13 protein-coding genes are annotated in these 14108 nt (G+C 70.8%); 9 read left to right on the forward strand and 4 right to left on the reverse strand.

The window, feature by feature from the left end:
• Positions 1–193 precede the first annotated feature (193 nt).
• The gene (locus ACFWPQ_RS05905) at positions 194–1102 is read right to left on the reverse strand and encodes a pseudouridine-5'-phosphate glycosidase (protein ID WP_384030344.1); all 909 of its coding nucleotides are present in this window, start codon (positions 1100–1102) and stop codon (positions 194–196) included.
• Positions 1103–1199: 97 nt separating this feature from the next.
• Here ACFWPQ_RS05905 and ACFWPQ_RS05910 point away from each other — a divergent pair, with 97 nt between their 5' ends.
• Positions 1200–1628 carry a VOC family protein gene (locus tag ACFWPQ_RS05910; protein ID WP_384030346.1) on the forward strand — a complete coding sequence of 143 codons (429 nt, stop codon included), beginning with the start codon at positions 1200–1202 and terminating at the stop codon, positions 1626–1628.
• A 100-nt stretch (positions 1629–1728) separates the two neighbouring features.
• Here the strand turns inward: ACFWPQ_RS05910 and ACFWPQ_RS05915 are convergent, their stop codons facing one another.
• Positions 1729–2283, reverse strand: a complete 555-nt coding sequence (locus ACFWPQ_RS05915) for a methylated-DNA--[protein]-cysteine S-methyltransferase (protein WP_384030348.1) — start codon at positions 2281–2283, stop codon at positions 1729–1731.
• A gap of 50 nt (positions 2284–2333) precedes the next feature.
• Complete coding sequence (locus ACFWPQ_RS05920) at positions 2334–3203, reverse strand: glycerophosphodiester phosphodiesterase (RefSeq protein WP_384030349.1); 870 nt, start codon at positions 3201–3203, stop codon at positions 2334–2336.
• 277 nt (positions 3204–3480) lie between these two features.
• Between ACFWPQ_RS05920 and ACFWPQ_RS05925 the strand changes: the two genes are divergently transcribed.
• The 7 genes from ACFWPQ_RS05925 (at position 3481) to ACFWPQ_RS05955 (ending at position 12141) form a co-directional block, all read left to right on the forward strand.
• Complete coding sequence (locus ACFWPQ_RS05925; RefSeq protein ID WP_384030351.1) at positions 3481–4347, forward strand: MHYT domain-containing protein; 867 nt, start codon at positions 3481–3483, stop codon at positions 4345–4347.
• A 40-nt stretch (positions 4348–4387) separates the two neighbouring features.
• Positions 4388–6535, forward strand: coding sequence for an excinuclease ABC subunit UvrB (uvrB, locus tag ACFWPQ_RS05930; protein WP_384030353.1), 2148 nt, complete (start codon positions 4388–4390; stop codon positions 6533–6535).
• A 157-nt stretch (positions 6536–6692) separates the two neighbouring features.
• Positions 6693–7271, forward strand: a complete 579-nt coding sequence (locus ACFWPQ_RS05935; RefSeq protein WP_384030355.1) for a TerD family protein — start codon at positions 6693–6695, stop codon at positions 7269–7271.
• A 49-nt stretch (positions 7272–7320) separates the two neighbouring features.
• Complete coding sequence (locus ACFWPQ_RS05940; RefSeq protein ID WP_384030357.1) at positions 7321–9264, forward strand: TerD family protein; 1944 nt, start codon at positions 7321–7323, stop codon at positions 9262–9264.
• A gap of 222 nt (positions 9265–9486) precedes the next feature.
• A complete protein-coding gene (locus ACFWPQ_RS05945) occupies positions 9487–10488 on the forward strand; it encodes a TerC family protein (protein WP_384030359.1) in 1002 nt (333 codons plus the stop codon).
• A 129-nt stretch (positions 10489–10617) separates the two neighbouring features.
• Positions 10618–10920 (forward strand): hypothetical protein, encoded by a 303-nt coding sequence (locus ACFWPQ_RS05950; RefSeq protein WP_384030361.1) that lies wholly within the window; start codon positions 10618–10620, stop codon positions 10918–10920.
• 120 nt (positions 10921–11040) lie between these two features.
• On the forward strand, positions 11041–12141 hold the full coding sequence (locus tag ACFWPQ_RS05955) for a calcium:proton antiporter (protein ID WP_384030363.1): 1101 nt from the start codon (positions 11041–11043) through the stop codon (positions 12139–12141).
• Positions 12142–12156: 15 nt separating this feature from the next.
• Here ACFWPQ_RS05955 and ACFWPQ_RS05960 read toward each other — a convergent pair whose 3' ends face one another.
• Positions 12157–13428, reverse strand: a complete 1272-nt coding sequence (locus ACFWPQ_RS05960; RefSeq protein WP_384030365.1) for an MFS transporter — start codon at positions 13426–13428, stop codon at positions 12157–12159.
• Positions 13429–13630: 202 nt separating this feature from the next.
• On the opposite strand from ACFWPQ_RS05960, the gene aroQ reads away from it, so the two are divergent.
• Positions 13631–14104 (forward strand): type II 3-dehydroquinate dehydratase, encoded by a 474-nt coding sequence (gene aroQ, locus ACFWPQ_RS05965; protein WP_384030367.1) that lies wholly within the window; start codon positions 13631–13633, stop codon positions 14102–14104.
• The last annotated feature ends 4 nt before the right edge of the window (positions 14105–14108 follow it).

Below are 14108 nucleotides of genomic sequence, written 5' to 3' on the forward strand. Positions count from 1 at the left end.
GCCGCGCCCCCGCCCTCGCCGGCCGCCCCGGCCTTGTCCTCGCCCTTGCCGGCCGCCGTGTGCGGCGCTCTGTTTCCTTCCGGTGTCCCGTCCCCGTCCGGCGCCCGGTTCCCGCGCGGCTTCGCCTCCCGGCCGGACGTCGCCTCCCCGCCCGCTGCCGTGGCAACGCCCGGCCGTGCCTCCCGCTCGGTCGTCACCCCCGGGCCCATGCCGAGGCGATCCGCGCCGCCAGCCGGACATTGCCGCGCACGGCCGCCAGGTTGGCCTCCAGCGAGGCGCCGTCCGTGTGCCGGACCAGGTAGTCGAGGAGGAACGGCGTGACCGCCTGACCGGCGATCCCTTCCGCCTCGCACGCCTGCAGCGCGTCGGCGAGCACGCGCGCGTGCAGCGCGGGGTCGAGTTGCTCCGCCTCCGGGACGGGGTTGGCGACGATCAGCGCCGTGTCCGCCGCGGCGAGCGCGTCCTGTGCCCGCATGACGTCCGCGACCTGCTCCGGGGTCTGAAGCGTCCAGTCCACCGGATGCCCGGAGTCGGACAGATAGAAGCCGGGGAAGCGGCCGGTGCCGTATCCGGCGACGGCCACGCCCAGGGTCTCCAGACGCTGGAGGGTGGCCGGCACGTCCAGGATCGACTTCACGCCCGCGCACACCACCGTGATCCGGGTGCGCGCCAGCAGGCCGAGGTCGGCGGACTCGTCCTGGGTCGCCGTCCACTCGCGGTGCACCCCGCCGAGACCGCCCGTCGCGAACACCCGGAGGCCGGCCAGCGCCGCCAGCTGCGCCGTCGCCGACACGGTGGTCGCCCCGCTCGCCCCCGCCGCCACGGCGAGCGGCAGGTCGCGGTGGCCCAGCTTGCGGATCCCCTCCTCGTTGGCGACCCGCTCCAGCTGCTCCTTGTCCAGGCCGACACAGGGCCGCCCGTCCAGCACGGCGATGGTCGCGGGTACCGCGCCCGCCCGCCGTACCGTGTCCTCCAGCTCCAGCGCCACCTGGAGGTTGCGCGGGCGCGGCAGCCCGTGCGCGATGATCGTGGACTCCAGGGCGACCACCGCACGACCCGCGTCGAGGGCCTCCCTGACCTCTTCAGACACCACCAGCACCACGCCTGCCTCCTGTCCGTCGGTCTTCCCTCATCTCTGGCGGGGGCCGCACCCGGCTAAACGCTTGCGGCCTGTGGGGGACGCCACCAGCCTGGGCGGCATGACGAATCACCCGGTACGTCTGGACCATGTCGTCCTCTGGGTCGCCGATCCCGCCGTCGCGGCCGGCTTCTACGAGCGGATGCTCGGCCTGGAGCCCCTGCGGGTCACCGAGTTCACCGCGGGAGAGGTGCCCTTCCCCTCCGTGCGTGTCAACGAGGAGACCATCATCGACCTCGCGCCGCTCACCCTCGCCGAGCGCATGCCCGCACTCCCCGGCGCCGCCGACAGCGCGGGCCACCCCGTGAACCACGTCTGTCTGTCCCTGCCGTCCGACGCCTTCGACGCCCTGCGCGTCCGCCTCGCCGAGCACGCCGTCCCCATGACCGACATCGGACACGACTCCTTCGGTGCCCGCGGCAAGGCCCCGCGCAACTTCTACTTCCGGGATCCCGACGGCAACGTCGTCGAGGTGCGGCACTACGGCTGACCGCATCGACGGGCACCGCCCGACCGGGCTCGGGGCGCGTCCGTCCCGAGCCCGGCCGGGGAGCGTGCCCCGAGCCCCGAGCCCGGTCGGCGAGCGTGCCTCAGAAGAGCGGTTCGGGCAGCACGCCCTCCAGGGCGAGCAGCTTCCGCTTGGTCTCCAGACCGCCCCCGAACCCGCCGATGCCGCCGTCGCTCTCCACCACCCGGTGACACGGCACGACGACCGGCAGCGGATTGGCGCCCATCGCCGCGCCCACCGCCTGCGCCCCGCCGGGCTGCCCGACCCGCCCCGCCAGATCGCCGTACCCGACCACCGTGCCGTACGGGACACCGGCGGCCAGTTCGCGCAGCACCTGCCGGTTGAAACCGGAGATCAGCGACCAGTCCAGAGGCAGGTCGAAGTCCTGCCGCCGGCCCGCGAAGTACGCCCGCAGCTGGGATATCGCCTCGGCCAGCACCGGGTCCGCGGGATCCTCGACCGGCTCGGTGCCCAGCCGGGCCGCCAGTCGCTCCACCGTCCGCTCCCGTACCGCGTCGGTGGCGTGGAACACCACGTTGACCAGGCCGCTGCCGGTCGCCGCGAGCAGCAGCGGACCGATGTCGCTGCCCACGACGGCCCACACCACCCGCTGCCCGTACTGCCCTTCGCTGTCCATGCGCCCCACCGTACGGCCCGCCACTGACAACGCCCGCCGCCCGGCCGTGCTCAGCTCGCCCGCAGCGCGGCCCGCACCACGTCGGGTCTGTTGGTGATGATGCCGTCCACGCCGTAGCCGACGGCCTTCCAGGTGGTGACCGCGTCGTTCACCGTCCAGGTGAAGACGCGCAGCCGCCTGCCGTGCGGCCCGTCGACCGAGTGCACGGTGTTCACGTAGCCGGCGGAGATCGAGTCCACCGAGGGGTTGATCAGGTCGGCGAAGCCCGCGTACCGGTGCAGGGACGCCGCGGACGGTGTGCCGAGGTAGCCGGTCGTCACGTCCGGCCGGAGATCGTGCACGACGCGCAGGCTGTCCGCGCTGAAGCTCTGCACCACGAGCCGGCCCAGGTGCCGGCGGTCCAGCCAGCCCTCGTCGCCCAGCAGCTTGAGGATCTCCTGCTCGATGCCGGGGTACAGCTCCGGGTTCTTGATCTCCAGGAGCAGTTTCTCGTGATTGTGCTCGATCCGGCGCATGTATTGCGCCAGCGTCGGCACACGCGTGCCCGTGTACGAACGGGAGAACCAGCTGCCCGCGTCCAGCCGGGCGATCTCGGCCGCGGTGAAGTCCTTCACCTTCCAGGGCGACCGGCCGGGAAACACCTGTTCGACGTCGGTGGTGCGCTGGAGACTGTCGTCGTGGATGACGACGAGCCGGCCGTCCCTGGTGCGCTGGACGTCGTTCTCGACCCAGGTGAAGCCCAGGGCGGCGGCCTTGTCGACGGCGGCCAGGGTGTTCTCCGGGGCGTAGGCGGAGGCGCCCCGGTGCGCGAGCACCGTGGGCTCGGCGGCGTCCCCGGCCCGGGCGGCGGGGACGGGGCTCAAGAGGGCGGCCGCTCCCAGCAGCGCGGTGGCCGTGGCGGCGACTGCGCGCGCGTGCATGCGTACTCCTCGCGTCGAGTGACTACGTACAGCACAAGAGTGACAGCAGTGAGTCAACGGCGGCCGGGTACGGGATGGCCACAGATTGAATGGAGTTTCCCAAGCCCGCTCACCGTTGCCGCACAACTGCGGCAAGGGCGTGTTTCTTTGCCGGAAAATCGTTCGACCATTCCGGCGCGGGTCATACTCTCTGCGTCAACCCTGACCGCTCGGGCGGTCCTGGGACGGGGGCGCATTGCACATATTCCGGGACGCAAAGGGTGAAGGGCAGCCGCGCATGCAGGGCACGGTCGACGGATTCAGCTATGGGGTCGTCACCCCGCTGGTGGCCTATCTGATGGCCTGCCTCGGTGGCGCCCTCGGGCTGCGCTGCACGACCCGGGCGATGCTCGTGGCCCACTCCTGGCGGCCCGCCTGGCTCGCCCTGGGCGCGGCGGCGATCGGCTCCGGCATATGGACCATGCACTTCGTCGCCATGATGGGGTTCAGCGTCAAGGAGACGCCGATCCACTACGACAAGCCCCTCACCTACGCGAGCCTCGGTCTCGCCATCGTCATGGTGAGCGTCGGGATCTTCATAGTCGGCTACCGGGGCGCCACCGGAACCGCGCTCTTCACGGGCGGCACCATCACAGGTCTGGGCATCGCCTCGATGCACTACCTCGGCATGGCCGGCCTGCGCCTCAACGGAACGCTGGAGTACAACACGTTCACGGTGGCCGCGTCGGTCGTGATAGGGGTCGTGGCCGCCACGTCGGCACTGTGGGCGGCCGGGCAGGTCCGGGGCTTCCTGTGGAGCGTCGGCGCGAGCCTCGTCATGGGGCTCGCCGTCAGCGGCATGCACTACGCCGGAATGGCCGCCCTCACCGTCCACCTCCACAGCGCCGGCGTGCCGTCCCCGGGCGACTCGCCCGCCTCCCTGCTGGCTCCCATGCTGATCGGCCCGCTGGCCTTCCTCTGCCTCGCCGCGGTCGTGGTGATCTTCGACCCGCTGATGGTCACGGGCAAGCCCGACCGGCTCCGCGTGGAGCACAAGCCGGGCGTCCCGGCCGGCGAGGTCAGCCATCACCCGAGTCGCCGCCCGCAGCTCCGCGTCGGCCGCCAGCAGAGCCACCACAGCTCGCGCACCCCGCAGAACCGCTGATCAGAACCGGTTGTCAGTGCGGGGTCGTACGGTGGAGTCCATGCGGCCCGTTTCCCACATCGAACGCACGGTGGCGCCCTTCGAGGTCGTCAGCCCGTACCAGCCCAGCGGCGACCAGCCGGCGGCCATCGCCGAGCTGGCCAAGCGCATCGAGGCCGGTGAGAAGGACGTCGTTCTGCTCGGCGCGACCGGCACCGGCAAGTCCGCCACCACCGCGTGGATGATCGAGAAGCTCCAGCGCCCCACCCTGGTGATGGCGCCGAACAAGACGCTGGCAGCCCAGCTGGCCAACGAGTTCCGCGAGCTCCTCCCGAACAACGCGGTCGAGTACTTCGTCTCGTACTACGACTACTACCAGCCCGAGGCGTACGTACCGCAGTCGGACACCTACATCGAGAAGGACTCCTCGATCAACGAGGAGGTCGAGCGGCTGCGCCACTCCGCCACCAACTCGCTGCTCACCCGCCGCGACGTGATCGTGGTCGCCTCGGTGTCCTGCATCTACGGCCTCGGCACCCCGCAGGAGTACGTCGACCGGATGGTCCCGCTGCGCGTCGGCGACGAGATCGACCGCGACGACCTGCTGCGCCGCTTCGTGGACATCCAGTACACGCGCAACGACATGGCGTTCACGCGCGGCACCTTCCGCGTCCGCGGCGACACCATCGAGATCTTCCCGGTCTACGAGGAACTCGCCGTCCGCATCGAGATGTTCGGCGACGAGATCGAGGCGCTGTCCACGCTGCACCCGCTCACCGGCGAGATCATCAGCGACGACCAGCACCTGTACGTCTTCCCGGCCTCCCACTACGTCGCGGGCCCCGAGCGCATGGAGCGGGCTGTCAACGACATCGAGAAGGAACTGGGGGAGCGCCTCGCGGAACTGGAGAAGCAGGGCAAGCTCCTGGAGGCCCAGCGGCTGCGGATGCGCACCACGTACGACATCGAGATGCTCCGCCAGATCGGCTCCTGCTCCGGCGTGGAGAACTACTCGATGCACTTCGACGGCCGCCTGCCCGGCTCCCCGCCGAACACCCTGCTCGACTACTTCCCGGAGGACTTCCTCCTCGTCATCGACGAGTCGCATGTCACCGTGCCGCAGATCGGCGCCATGTACGAGGGCGACGCCTCCCGCAAGCGCACCCTCGTGGACCACGGCTTCCGGCTGCCCTCCGCCCTGGACAACCGCCCCCTGAAGTGGGAGGAGTTCCAGGAGCGGATCGGACAGGCGGTGTACCTGTCGGCGACCCCCGGCACCTACGAGCTCTCGCGCGGTGACGGCGTCGTCGAGCAGATCATCCGCCCCACCGGCCTCGTCGACCCCGAGGTCGTCGTCAAGCCCACCGAGGGCCAGATCGACGACCTGGTGCACGAGATCCGCAAGCGCACCGAGAAGGACGAGCGCGTCCTGGTCACCACCCTCACCAAGAAGATGGCCGAGGACCTCACCGACTACTTCCTGGAGCTCGGCATCCAGGTGCGCTATCTGCACAGCGACGTCGACACCCTTCGCCGCGTCGAACTGTTGCGCGAGCTGCGCTCCGGCGAGTACGACGTCCTGGTCGGCATCAACCTCCTCCGGGAGGGCCTCGACCTGCCCGAGGTGTCCCTGGTGGCGATCCTCGACGCCGACAAGGAGGGCTTCCTGCGCTCCGGCACCTCGCTGATCCAGACCATCGGCCGCGCGGCGCGCAATGTCTCCGGCGAGGTCCACATGTACGCCGACAAGATCACCCCGGCGATGGAGAAGGCCATCGACGAGACCAACCGGCGCCGGGAGAAGCAGGTCGCCTACAACACGGCCAACGGCATCGACCCGCAGCCGCTGCGCAAGAAGATCAACGACATCGTCGCCCAGATCGCCCGCGAAGAGGTCGACACGGAACAGCTGCTCGGCTCGGGCTACCGCAAGCTGAAGGACGGCAAGGGCGCCAAGGCCCCGGTGCCCTCCCTGGGCGACAAGGCGGCCAAGGGCGCGAAGGCCGGCAAGGCTGCCAGGGGCAAGGCCAAGGAAGCGGTGCCCACCGACCGTCCGGCGGCCGAACTCGCCGAGCAGATCGAGGAGATGACGGACCGTATGCGTGCCGCCGCCGCGGATCTGCAGTTCGAGATCGCGGCCCGGCTGCGCGACGAGGTCTCCGAGATGAAGAAGGAACTGCGCCAGATGAGGGAGGCGGGTCTGGCCTGACCCCTGGACCGTCTCCGGACCCCGGCAAGGGCGCGAAGTGTTGCAAGACCGACACAAACCGCGGGCCGGGGTTCGGCACTGTCAGTGGCGCTGCATAGGGTTTCGGGCAACCGCGCACTTCGCGGCAACCGGGGACATCCGACGAGGGGAAGCAGCCGTGACCGTCAACATGACCAAGGGTCAGGCCATCAGCCTGGAGAAGAAGGACGGCGGCTCCCTGAGCGCGGTCCGCATGGGTCTTGGTTGGAAGGCGGCACCTCGGCGCGGACTGTTCGGTTCGCGCACCCGTGAGATCGACCTGGATGCCTCGGCGGTGCTGTTCGCCGACAAGCAGCCCGTCGACGTCGTGTTCTTCCGGCACCTGGTGAGCGACGACGGCTCGGTCCGTCACACGGGCGACAACCTCGTCGGCGGCGCGGGCCAGGGCGGCGACGACGAGGCCATCCTCGTCGACCTCGCACGCGTCCCGGTCCACGTCGACCAGATCATCTTCACCGTCAACTCCTTCACCGGCCAGACCTTCCAGGAAGTGCAGAACGCCTTCTGCCGGCTGGTCGACGAGAGCAACGGTCAGGAACTCGCCCGCTACACGCTCGACGGCGGCGGCGAGTACACCGCCCAGATCATGGCGAAGGTGCACCGGTCGGGATCCGGCTGGACGATGACGGCCCTGGGCGTCCCGGCCAGGGGCCGGACCTTCCAGGACCTGGTGCCGGCGATCCTGCCGGTCCTCTAGCGGCGATCCGGCGGCACCCGAGGACACGACACACAGGGGGACATGGGCAATGGCGGCCGAGCTGGTGCGCGGGCAGAACCATCCGCTCTCGCGGAACCGGATAGAGATCCGGATCTCGGCCGACGCGCCGGTCGTGGCCGGGGCGACGCTCGCCGACGAGAGCGGCCGGGTCCGGGGCGCCGACGGGGTGGCCCATCCGGGCGCGCCCACGCTGCCCGGGATCGAGGTCTCCCGGCAGGCGGCCGCCGAGCACCGGCTCGCCGTCGACCTCGACGCCATGCCCGAGACCGTGCACCGGGTCAGCGTCCTGATCGCCCTGCCCGCCGCGCCCGGCGGTCCGCTCCGCTTCGGAGCCCTCGCCGCACCGCGTGCCGCGGTCACCGGCCTCGACGGCACCGAGGTCGCCGGCTACACCCTCGTCGGCCTGGACGCCGAGTCGGCGGTCGTCGCGCTGGAGCTCTACCGCCGCCAGGCCGTCTGGAAGATCCGCGCGGTGGGTCAGGGCTACGCGGGCGGCCTCGCGGCGCTCCTCACCGACCAGGGCCTGCCCCAGGCCGTCGAACTCGCCCGTGGCATCGAGGAAGCTGTGGCGCGCGGCCTGGCCCGCTCGATCCCGGCGCACGCCGCGGACACCGACCGCTCCCGTCGTACGGCCGCCCCCGTCACCGGCGCCGACCCGCAGGGCACCGCCTCCGCCGCCGGATCTCCCCACGACGTCCAGGCATCCGGCGGACCGGGCGGGCTTCAGGGCGCCGTCGGTTCGGGCGTCCCAGCCGCGGCCGTGCCCACCGGCGGCCCCGTCGACTACACACATCCGAGGCGCCGCCAGGCGTCCGGGCCCACGGCCCCCGAGACCCCCGCCCCGGCGGACGGGCCCGCGCCGCCCGTCGCAGGTGACGCGGTCGGCTGGTCCATGGACGAGCGGCTGTACAACCAGGTCTGGGGCATGTTCGAGGACCTGGCCCGCTCCACCGCCGCCTGTCGCAGCGCGCTCGACTTCGCCGAGTCGCGCATGGAGAAGGAGCTCGACCAGCTCCTCGCCGACCCGCGCAGCCGACTGGGCTCGGCGGGCGACGCCGCACGCGAGGCGGCCCAGGCCCAGCTGGCCGACCAGGCCCGGGCGGCTCTCGACCGGGACCTCGCCCAGCTCACCGCCGAGTCCGAGGTCGTCGAGCCGGCGCTGCCACCGGCGTACGCGCGCTGGGACAACCCGGTCTGGCACGGCTACCGGGTGCCTGCGGAGCCGCCGATGGCCGTCCGGCTGGGCGACCTCCACCTCCCGGAGAGCGACCCGCTGCGCATCCCGATGCTGGTCCGGCTGCCCCTGGAGCGGGGCCTGTGGATCGACAGCGGTGTGCCCGACGCCTCCCCGTACGAAGAGGCGGGTGAGCTGCGGCACCTCGCCCTGCAGGCCGCGGTGGCGCTTGCGGCCCGGCTGCTCGCCGTCCATCCGGCGGGGGAGTTCGGCGTGCAGGTGATCGATCCGGCCGGTGCCGGCGCGTCCGCGCTCGCCCCGCTGACGGGGGCCGGTGCGCTGGACGCCCCGCCCGCGACGGGTGCCGCCGGTGTGGCGGGCACGCTGGGCCGGCTCACCGAGCGCGTCGACCTGGTGCAGATGGCGATGCGCGGCGGTGCCTCCGACGCGCTGCCGCCCGGTCTGGACACCTCACGGCAGCTGCTGATCGTGAACGACTTCCCGCACGGCTTCGACGACCGGGCCGTCAACCAGCTGCGCTATCTCGCGGACGAAGGCCCTGACGTCGGCGTCCATCTCCTCCTGGTCGCCGATCGTGAGGACGCCGCCGCCTACGGCCCGTTGCTCGATCCGCTCTGGCGTTCACTGATGCGACTCACCCCGGTACCGGACGATCACCTGGCCGACCCGTGGGTGGGACACGCCTGGACCTACGAGCCCTGCCTCGTACCGCCTGGCAGCCAAGTGCTCGAGCAGGTGCTCACCCAGGTCGCGACAGCTCGCACCAAGCGCATGTAAAGTCCTCCGACCAGGCGACTTGGTCTTTCTTTTGCCAAACGCTTTACCTTTCCTTGGTGATTGGGGTAGTGTTTTCCGTACGGAGGGGAGTACTCCCTGTCTGCTGCGGCGTACCCGTCAATACGGATCCGGTCGGATCCCGGGGCGTCGGCCCGTCCCGGGTGGAAGAGACCTCCGGTAGCGCAACGCGGAATCTTTGCCGTTCACTATCCGGAGGCAACAGTGGATGTATCCGTGACCCTTTGGGTCCTCACCATCCTGGGGCTGGCCGCCCTGATCGGGGTCGACTTCTTCATCGGCCGCAAACCGCATGACGTGTCCGTCAAGGAAGCCGGAATCTGGACCGTCGTCTGGATCGCCCTGGCCGGACTTTTCGGCCTCGGCCTGCTCGTCTTCGGCGGCGGCCAGCCCGCCGGCGAGTTCTTCGCGGGTTTCATCACCGAGAAGTCGCTGAGCGTCGACAACCTCTTCGTCTTCGTCCTGATCATGGCGAAGTTCGCCGTGCCCTCGCAGTACCAGCAGCGGGTGCTGCTCGTCGGCGTCCTCATAGCCCTGGTGCTGCGGGCCGTCTTCATCGCCGCGGGCGCCGCGATCCTCGCCAGCTTCTCGTGGGTCTTCTACCTCTTCGGCGCCTTCCTGATCTGGACCGCCTGGAAGCTGATCCAGGAGGCCCGGACCGACGCGGAGGATGAGGAGTTCGAGGAGAACAAGCTGCTCAAGGCCGCAGAGCGCAAGTTCGGCGTGGCCGACCGCTACCACGGCACCAAGCTCTGGATCCAGCAGAACGGCAAGCGGGTCATGACCCCGATGCTGGTCGTGATGCTCGCGATCGGTACGACCGACGTCCTGTTCGCGCTGGACTCCATCCCCGCGATCTTCGGCCTGACGCAGGACCCGTACATCGTCTTCACCGCCAACGCCTTCGCGCTGATGGGCCTGCGGCAGCTGTACTTCCTCATCGGCGGACTGCTGAAGAAGCTGGTCCACCTGTCCTACGGCCTGTCGATCATCCTCGGCTTCATCGGCGTGAAGCTGGTGCTGCACGCTCTGCACGAGTCCGGCGTCCATGTCCCCGAGATCAGCATCCCGGTCTCACTCGGCGTGATCTGCGCGGTCCTGATCGTCACCACGATCACCAGCCTGAGGGCCTCCAGGAAGCAGGCGGCGGCCGAGGCGGCGCAGACGCGGAGCGAAGGCGCTCCGAAGGACAGCATCGACGTCTGACCACGTCGGACGTAGGAACAACCACCCGCGCAGTGGTGCGAAGCGCATTGCCGACCCACCGCTGAGGCTGCTTCGTTGGGTGGCGGAACGTCCCCGGTCCGGGGGCGCCGCCGCCCGGTGGAGGCAACCGTGACATTCGTCCAGATCATCGACTTCGAGACCGACCGCATCGACGAGATGAAGGCCCTCGCCGACGAGATGGGCAGCAGGCTCGCCGGCCGCGAGAACAGCCCCACGCGCCGTCTGATCCTCAAGGACCGGAGCCGGTCCGGCCACTACCTCGGCGTGATCGAGTTCAACTCCTACGAGGAGGCCATGCAGAACAGCGACGACCCCGAGACGAGCAAGTTCGCCGAGCAGATGGCCGCCCTGTGTACCCGGCCGCCGTCCTTCACCGACTGTGACGTCGTGGACCTGACCGACTTCACGTAACCGCCCGCCCGACCGCACCCGTACGACCATGACCCGGGGGTCGCGCCGCGCCGGCGGCCGGCCCCCGGAGCCAGAAAGGACCGGAATGCGAAGCCTGTACGCCTCTGCCACCATCGCTGCATGATCACTCGGCCCAGGTCGCTCACCACCCAGTGGACGCTCCTCGTGCCGGTGCTCGCGGTCGTCCTGCTCCTGTTCACCTGGGGCCGTAGTCTGCCCGGCGCGGTCGTCGCGCTGGTGACCGTGGTCCTCGCCGGATCGGTCCTCGCCGCCGTCCACCATGCCGAGGTGGTGGCCCACCGGGTCGGCGAACCCTTCGGCTCGCTGGTCCTCGCCATCGCCGTCACGATCATCGAGGTCGCCCTGATCGTCACCCTCATGGCCGACGGCGGCGCCAAGAGCTCCACCCTGGCCCGGGACACCGTCTTCGCCGCCGTGATGATCACCTGCAACGGCATCGTCGGCCTCTGTCTCCTCGTCGCCTCGCTCCGCCACGGCACCGCGGTCTTCAACCCCGAGGGCACCGGCGCCGCGCTGGCGACCGTGGCCACCCTGGCCACGCTCAGCCTGGTGCTGCCGACCTTCACCACCAGCAGACCGGGCCCGGAGTTCTCCGGCGTCCAGCTGACCTTCGCGGCTCTGTCGTCACTGATCCTGTACGGCCTGTTCGTGGCCACCCAGACCGTGCGGCACCGCGACTACTTCCTGCCGATCACCCGGCAGGGCGAGGTGATCACCGCCGAGGACCACGCCGCGGCCCCGTCCGCGCGCGCCGCCTGGACCAGCCTCGGCCTGCTCGGGCTCGCTCTCGTCGGGGTCGTCGGACTGGCCAAGGGAGTGTCGCCGACGATCGAGTCGGGCGTCGCGGCGGCCGGCCTGCACCAGGCCGTCGTCGGTGTGGTCATCGCACTGCTCGTGCTGCTCCCCGAGACCATCGCCGCCCTGCGCTCGGCCCGCCGCGACCGGGTGCAGACCAGCCTCAACCTGGCGCTCGGTTCGGCCATGGCGAGCATCGGCCTGACCATCCCCGCCGTGGCCCTCGCCTCCATCTGGCTCTCCGGCCCCCTCGTCCTCGGCCTGAGCGCCACCCACATGCTGCTGCTCGCGCTGACCGTGGTGGTCAGCTCCCTGACCGTGGTGCCGGGCCGGGCCACGCCGCTGCAGGGCGGCGTCCATCTGGTGCTGTTCGCCGCCTACCTGGAACTGGCGATCAACCCGTAGCCGGTCGGCACGCCCTCACCCGGCGACCGGCTCGACCGACGCCACCGGCACCGGACGCGTCTCCGGCAGCAGCGCGAAGCATCCCAGGCTCAGCAGGGCGATCGCCGTCAGATACGCCCCCACGGCCCACGGCACGCGCCCGCCGTGCTCCGCCAGCGCCGTCGCCACGATCGGCGTCAGCGCGCCCCCGAGGACCCCGCCGAGGTTGTAGCCGACGGCGGCACCGGTGCAGCGCACCCGGGGCTCGTAGAGCTCGGGCAGGTAGGCGGCGATCACCGCGAACATGGTGATGAAGGCGACCAGAGCACCGGTGAACCCGAGGAACATGAGCAGCGGCTGACCGGTGGCGAGCAGCGCGACCATCGGGAACATCCACAGCGCCGAGGCCGTGCACCCCGCCAGGCAGAGCGGCTTGCGCCCGTAGCGGTCGCCCAGCAGGGCCATCACGGGCGTGAGCGACCCCTTCACCACGACGGCGGCCATGACACAGGTCAGCATGACGGTACGGCTCACCCCGAGCCGCTCCGTCCCGTACGCCAGCGACCAGGTCGTCACCGCGTAGAACACCGCGTACCCGATCGCGAGCGCCCCCGCCGTCAGCAGCACCAGCCGCCAGTGGTGCCGGACGACCTCGGCGAACGGCATGCGCGCGGGATCGTCGATCTCCAGGAACTGCGGACTCTCGGCGAGCGACGAACGCAGCCACAGCCCGCCCAGCGCCAGCGCCCCGGCCGCCCAGAACGGCACCCGCCACCCCCACTGCGCGAACTGGGCGTCCGTCAGGGACGCCGACAGGGCCAGCATCACGCCGTTGGCGAGGAGGAAGCCGATGGCCGGACCGATCTGCGGAAAGCTCGACCACAGGGCGCGCCGCCCGGCGGGCGCGTGCTCCGCGGTCAGCAGCACCGCACCGCCCCACTCCCCGCCGACCCCCAGCCCCTGCAGAAAGCGCAGCACCAGCAGCAGTACGGGAGCGGCCATGCCGATCGAGCCGTACGTCGGCACGCACCCGACGGCGACCGTCGAGGCACCGGTCAGCAGCAGGGACGCGACCAGGACCGGACGCCGGCCGCGCCGGTCCCCGAGGTGCCCGAACAGCACCGAGCCCAGCGGCCGGGCCACGAACCCCACACCGAACGTCCCGAACGCCGCGAGCGTCCCCGCGAGCGGTGAGAACGTCGGGAAGAACAGCGGCCCCAGGACGAGCGCCGCTGCCGTCCCGTAGGCGAAGAAGTCGTAGAACTCGATCGCGGTCCCGGCGAGCGAGGCGGCCGCCAGCCGTGGCATCGAGGGGGCCCTTACGGTGCGTGCATCGTGCATGCTCCGTCAACTACCCGGGGTGATCATGGGTTACGGGGGCGCACGGTGGTGAGACGCCCCGCACGGGAGCCGCCGCGTACCGTGATACACCGGACCGAGCAGCGGTCCTTCCCGGGCCGTACGCCTTTCCCATGGATGTCCCACGGATGTCCCACGGACCGGAGGAATCGTGCCCCGCACCCTGGCCAACGCCCCGATCATGATCCTCAACGGGCCCAACCTGAACCTGCTCGGGCAGCGCCAGCCCGAGATCTACGGCTCCGACACACTCGCCGACATCGAGGGCCTGTGCGTCAAGGCGGCGGCCGCGCACGGTGGCACGGTGGACTTCCGGCAGTCCAACCACGAGGGCGAACTGGTCGACTGGATCCACGAGGCACGCCTCAACCACTGCGGGATCGTCATCAACCCGGGCGCCTACTCGCACACCTCGGTCGCCATCCTGGATGCCCTCAACACCTGTGACGGCATGCCGGTGTTGGAGGTCCACATCTCCAACATCCACAAGCGCGAGTCGTTCCGGCACCACTCCTACGTCTCCCTGCGCGCCGACGGAGTGATCGCCGGATGCGGCGTGCAGGGCTATGCGTTCGGCGTGGAGCGGGTGGCGGCGCTGGTCGGCGCCGCGACCGCGGACGCATAGCTCC

Origin of the sequence: Streptomyces sp. NPDC058464 (assembly GCF_042721035.1) — a bacterium.
Classification (GTDB): domain Bacteria; phylum Actinomycetota; class Actinomycetes; order Streptomycetales; family Streptomycetaceae; genus Streptomyces.